The sequence below is a fragment of the Armatimonas sp. genome, from assembly GCF_031410135.1.
In the GTDB taxonomy this organism is placed as follows: domain Bacteria; phylum Armatimonadota; class Armatimonadia; order Armatimonadales; family Armatimonadaceae; genus Armatimonas.
This window is the reverse complement of sequence record NZ_JANNYP010000754.1, coordinates 1-5,242: the sequence shown is the minus strand read 5'-3', so window position 1 is coordinate 5,242 and position 5,242 is coordinate 1. Positions and strand designations below refer to the sequence as shown.

The window sequence follows — 5,242 nt, the reverse complement described above, 5'->3', positions numbered from 1 at the left end:
ACAAACTCGGCTTTATGGGACATGTTCTGCTTGGGATTCTCCCTGCATTGAGAGAGCAGACCTAAAAATGAAGATGCCACAAGTGGGGTACAAAGTGGCATGAAGGGCCCTTCAACCAAAATGAGTCACACCCGATTCTTTTGGGAGGAATTTTGGTAGAACGGACTGATGGAGAACAGTTCGTCCCGCAGTGTTGTTGTGGCCTAGAGAACTGGCGTGAGTGGGTGACAAGTTTCGAAACACACGAGTCACCTTGGCTGGGACATAGCCCCGATCCCGGACTTTTCTGGAGCCCTGAATCTGTTTTGCTTATTCCAGACATGGATCATCCGACCGATACATTTTGCCAGCTTACTGCCGGTGAACTATGGGATGGTCTTCGGAATGTTCATCGTGACCTCAATCAGTTTCTCGTTAGTTTTGGGAAATGGGCGCAGACCCAACCCGATTTTTCCACTGAGGCAGTGGTGGCAAAACTCGATACCGAATTCGATATCTGCCGACCTCTTCAGTAAACTTGTTAGCGGATAGTGGACGCCCCATTCCCAGAGTCCGTAGCTGGTTTTGTCGCAGAAGGTGCGTTCGGCATGAGCCAGTCTTGCAGGCTTGCCTCTAGCGCCGCGGCATCGTGGGCGGTGTCGGAGAGGGAGCGGGCACTGTCGCGACAGAGCAGAGCAACCCCTCGCCAGTCCGCACGGACGGGGAGATCAAGCCAGGTGGGGAGGAGCCCGGCGGCCGTGGGCTCTCTCTGAGGCGGGCCTGCGACAAGGCGCTTCTCCAGAGTAATGGTCTGCTGCTCCCCGACAAACTCCAGGCGGTCTGGAAAGACAACGAGCCAGCCCCAGTCTGTTTTGAAAGGGCCTTTCTTTGCTTGGGGGCGCAGCTCGACAAAGTGGCGGGCGAGGGGAGCAGGATCGGTGTCGGTGCAGAGCACCTCCGCAGCAGGAAGCAGGGTCGCCCTCGCCTTGGCCGAGCCCAGAATCCCGAGCTTGTCGTGGAGCAGGTACATGATGCTCCAGCTTCCCAGAGTCGCTAGAACGAGCGGGAGAACCGCTCCGAAACCCTCTCGTTTCCCGGAAGCAATGGCGATGGCTTCCGTGATATTCCAGAAGGCGAAGGCAAGATAGACGAGTGCAACAACGCCGCCTAGAAGCGCTAGGAGATGCAGTAGCTGAACTCCCGCGCGGAGCTTGCCGAGCCGCTGACCCTCTTTGGGGGCCACACGAACTCGAATACCGTCAGTTTGAGACATGTGGCCTTCATTATAGCCCGTTGCGCCAAGAACCGTAGGAGGCTAGAGGCGAGTGCCGATCCGTAGACCAAGCCCACTGGGCGAGCTGCCCCTGATACGCCCCACAAGCGTGTAGTCTACCTCGACAAACATTGCGTCTTTTTGGTAGCCCACGCCCAGCTTGGCTCCCGGCGAGACTCCCCTAATATGGGTTGCGGTCGTGACAGCCGTGGAGCCCGTGCCCGTGACGGTGGTGGTGGAGATACGCCGTTGGTAAAGCCCTACACCGCCAAACTGGTAGAGGGCCTTAGAGGCTGCGGGCAGGACATTAAAGCGCTGCATCAGGCCGATGCCTTCCATCACCGAGACTCTTGTCGTCGTTCCCACGAGCGTTTTGTGCCGGTTTGTCTCTAAGTAGACAGCGGTATTAAGAGGCAGGGCGCTGGACTTTAAACGGGGCTGGTAGGTAAAGAGAGTCTGGGAGTGACGGTCATCGGTGGAGCCCTTGGGTAAGAAGGAGCCCGCGCTGGCACTGAAGCGAGGAACCGGTGTGTTCTGGGCATAGACCGGAAGCACCATCGCCGAAAGAAAGACAGTCAGAAGAAAGCGTTGCATAGCTCCATGATACCTAATGCGATGAACTTGATGCAGGTACAATGGGGCCATGACGGAGCAAGAAAAATACTTTTTTGACCTCTGGGGCTATCTCGTGGTCAAGCAGGCTCTAAATTTCGAGCAAGTGATCGCGCTCAATACCCTGGTAGACGAAAAGCTAATCGCCGAAGAGGCGACGGAGAAAACCAGCCATCGGTTTGGGCACTGCTTGGAGTGGGGGCCGCAGACCCGCGAGGTGATCGCTAACCCGCGCTTGACGCCCTATCTCTCGGAGCTGATCGGGCCACACCCGCGCTTGGACCATGACTACTTAGACGTGATCCTAAAACCCGGTCTTGGGCCAATCGGGGCGACTCTGCACGGCGGCGGAACCCCCTTTGACGCGGGGCAGTTCTACCGGTTCTCGGAGGGTAGGATGCACAACGGCCTCACTGTTGTGGCCTACGCCCTCAAAGACTGCAACCCCGGCGATGGGGGCTTTGCCTGCGTTCCGGGGAGCCACAAAGCGAACTACCGGCTACCGCGTGAGTGGGCCAACATGGCCAACGGGCTCGCCGAGGTCGTGCGGCCCGTGCCGTGTGAGGCAGGCGATGCCGTGATCTTCACCGAGGCACTCACCCACGGAACCCTTCCCTGGAATAGCGAAAACCAGCGCCGGACACTCTTTCTGAAGTACCACACCCACCAGAGCGCCTGGGGAGTTCATAGCTACGACCCCCACGTTCACCCCGACCTCACCGACGAAGCACGGCGGATGCTGGAAGGCCCTAACGCACGGTACGGTGGGCGTAAGGGCGGCGTGGAGTAACCGAAAACATGAACCACCGACGTGCTCTTAAGTACACAACGGATTTTGGTCTGGGAATCTTTCTTTTTACGATTCTCGGGGTTATTCTTTGGACTACCGATGAGGTGTTGGGGTGGAATATTCTGCCTGACTGGCTCGATCACTATGCACAACTTCTTGTGATGGTTCTGGCAATTCTGGCGGCATTTTCGGTGGTGATTAGTATCATGTGCAGTCTTGCCGTGATGGCGGGGGCTGCCGCGATGCGTGCTGGTGATGGGGAGCTACCTTCGGTAAGGCGGCCCTTACAGATCGTGGCGGGAATACTTGCAGGGACTCTTCTGCTCATGTATGGTCTGCATCGGCTGGATGTCTACCGGAAAGAGCAGATTAAGCGGAGCGAGCAGGTTGCAACAGTGGTGAAGCGCCAAAAAATATCCAGTGAGCTTCGGGAGCGCCTGCGAGAAGTAGCAGGTGAGCAGGGCAGTAAGCTACGTAGTTTGCTAGAAAAACGCGACGAGGCCCAGATGCTACAGCTTCTCCGTGCTTTGGAGTCTTCGTTGCCTCATGCGCCTGGTGTTCAGATTCTCTTTCGGGCAGAAGTGCCCTACCGCTACACCACGCTCCGCCTGAAAAATGCTGGGGGACGGCAGGTACTTCAGCGTGAGTCTTTTATGGATCTGCCCGAAGCCTGGGAAAGACAGGTGGTAAGCGACCTCCTTGCTGGTAAGTCAATCCAGCTTGCCGATGCGATGAGTGGCAAGTTTCTAAATTCCACACGCCCTGTTGCCTGGGAAGCGATTCTGGGAGCAAATGAGATCATTGCTCTCGTCAGTGTTAATGCCGACAAACCCGTTGATTACGGTTACTGATCGTTTCGCGTGAGTATAATGAGGCTGTGAACTTTCCCAAGGCGCAGTGGCGCAAGGATCAGGCTACTTTTGTACGCGGTGAGTCCGTGGGCTTTCCCACTCCGGCGGCACTGGTCTTCCCCTTTTATGGCGACAAGCTCGTGCTGGCGGAGATTCCAGGGCGCGGTTGGTGCATTCCCAGTGGGCACCTAGAGCCGGGCGAGACGCCCGAAGAGGCGGCGCGACGTGAGGCATTTGAGGAGGCGGGCGTGACTCTGGGGCGTGTGGTCTGCCTGGGCTACTTTGTTCTAACCGACACCCAAACCGGAGCCATTCGCCACGCCCCGACGTTTGTTGCCGATGTACAAGGGCTCTCCGAGCTTCCCGAGGGTAGCGAGTCGCAGGGGCGGTTGATGGCAAACATAGAGGATATTGAGGGACTCTACTACTCCTGGGACAACCTCCTCGCCGCCGTGTTCGAGGAGGCCATCGCGGCCCAGGAGCGCTTGCTGCCCTCGGGAATGTCGCTTTCGGCGCTTATTGAGCCGCTTGAGCAATCGCCTGAAGGGTTTTAAGGAGCGCGGGCAGGTCGGCGAGGGGGAGCATGGTCGCCGCGTCGGAGAGGGCTTTTTCGGGCTCGGGGTGGACTTCCAGAAAGAACGCATCCACGCCCACGGCGGCGGCGCGGGCGAGGTGCGGCACAAACTCACGGGTTCCGCCCGACGCGGTTCCGAGGCCGCCGGGCTGCTGCACTGAGTGGGTCGCGTCAAAGACCACGGGGCAGTTCGTCGCCGCCGCCATCTGTGGCAGGCTCCGAAAGTCCACGATCAGGTTGTTGTAGCCAAAGCTCACGCCGCGCTCACAGACCAGAATCCGCTCGTTGCCCGTCGCCTCGATTTTTTTGACGGCATTGACAATATCGAGCGGCGCCATGAACTGGCCCTTTTTCACATTGATCGCCTTGCCCGTCTCGCCCGCCGCCACTAACAAATCGGTCTGGCGGGAGAGAAACGCGGGAATCTGGAGAATATCCACGTACTCAGCGGCGAGTTTGCAGTGCTCCGGCTCGTGGACATCGGTGAGCACGGGCATCCCGAAGTCTTGGCGAATCCCCGCGAGAATCTCCAGCCCCTTTATCGGGCCTTGGCCGCGAAACGCCGCCCCGGATGTCCGGTTGGCCTTATCGAAGCTCGCCTTAAAAACAAAGGCAATCCCCAGCGTCTCGCACGTCGCCTTGACGCTCTGCGCAATCTCGCGGCAGAGGTTCTCGCTCTCGATCACACATGGCCCCGCGATCAGGGCAAAGGGAAGTCCGCCGCCAATTGTGACGGAAGAAACGGAGTCAGAAATCGCAACTTTTCGGGTCATAGCGGTGTCAGTCTACCCGATGGAACAAATACAACGGCCACGGGAGCAAGTCTACACGGTGCGCCTGACTCCTGAGCAACGCAAGCAAACCCGGTTTGCACTCTGGGCAAACTTCTTTGCCTTGCTTCTCAACGCCACTCTCGCAGTCATGTTCTGGAAAATGGAGACAGGAAAACCGCTTGTCTCATTGTTGAGCGTCTTCAGTAGCTGTCTGGTAATCGTTTTTGTTGGGCTCTATCGCAAAAGCACACAGGTTCTCACTCTTACGGACCAAGGCTTGACCTACCAGAACTTTCTTGGCTTTGGCAGTGTCAAGCTCACTTGGGAGGAGATTAAGCGTGCTCGTATCGAGCGCAACTATATCTACACCTGGCTACGGATAACGCGCAA

7 protein-coding genes are annotated in these 5,242 nt (G+C 57.7%); 4 read left to right on the top strand and 3 right to left on the bottom strand.

Translation table 11 applies throughout. From position 1 onward, the window contains the following. Positions 1-520: 520 nt before the first annotated feature. Positions 521-1,252: a hypothetical protein gene (locus RMO15_RS27610; protein ID WP_309720507.1), complete on the bottom strand. Its 732-nt coding sequence runs from the start codon at positions 1,250-1,252 to the stop codon at positions 521-523. A 42-nt stretch (positions 1,253-1,294) separates the two neighbouring features. Further along, on the bottom strand, positions 1,295-1,846 hold the full coding sequence (locus RMO15_RS27605; protein WP_309720504.1) for a hypothetical protein: 552 nt from the start codon (positions 1,844-1,846) through the stop codon (positions 1,295-1,297). 49 nt (positions 1,847-1,895) lie between these two features. Between RMO15_RS27605 and RMO15_RS27600 the strand changes: the two genes are divergently transcribed. Genes RMO15_RS27600 through RMO15_RS27590 form a run of 3 tightly spaced genes read left to right on the top strand, consistent with a single transcriptional unit; the run spans position 1,896 to position 4,059 of the window. After that, positions 1,896-2,654, top strand: a complete 759-nt coding sequence (locus RMO15_RS27600) for a phytanoyl-CoA dioxygenase family protein (protein WP_309720499.1) — start codon at positions 1,896-1,898, stop codon at positions 2,652-2,654. 8 nt (positions 2,655-2,662) lie between these two features. Beyond that, positions 2,663-3,505: a hypothetical protein gene (locus tag RMO15_RS27595; RefSeq protein WP_309720493.1), complete on the top strand. Its 843-nt coding sequence runs from the start codon at positions 2,663-2,665 to the stop codon at positions 3,503-3,505. A gap of 26 nt (positions 3,506-3,531) precedes the next feature. Further along, positions 3,532-4,059, top strand: coding sequence for an NUDIX domain-containing protein (locus RMO15_RS27590; protein WP_309720489.1), 528 nt, complete (start codon positions 3,532-3,534; stop codon positions 4,057-4,059). Here the strand turns inward: RMO15_RS27590 and kdsA are convergent. Then, positions 4,022-4,852 carry a 3-deoxy-8-phosphooctulonate synthase gene (gene kdsA / locus RMO15_RS27585; RefSeq protein ID WP_309720486.1) on the bottom strand — a complete coding sequence of 277 codons (831 nt, stop codon included), beginning with the start codon at positions 4,850-4,852 and terminating at the stop codon, positions 4,022-4,024. The two genes, RMO15_RS27590 and kdsA, sit on opposite strands and share 38 nt — an antisense overlap. A 19-nt stretch (positions 4,853-4,871) precedes the next feature. Here kdsA and RMO15_RS27580 point away from each other — a divergent pair. Continuing rightward, positions 4,872-5,242: hypothetical protein (locus RMO15_RS27580; protein ID WP_309720483.1), on the top strand; the 371-nt coding region annotated here is incomplete at its 3' end.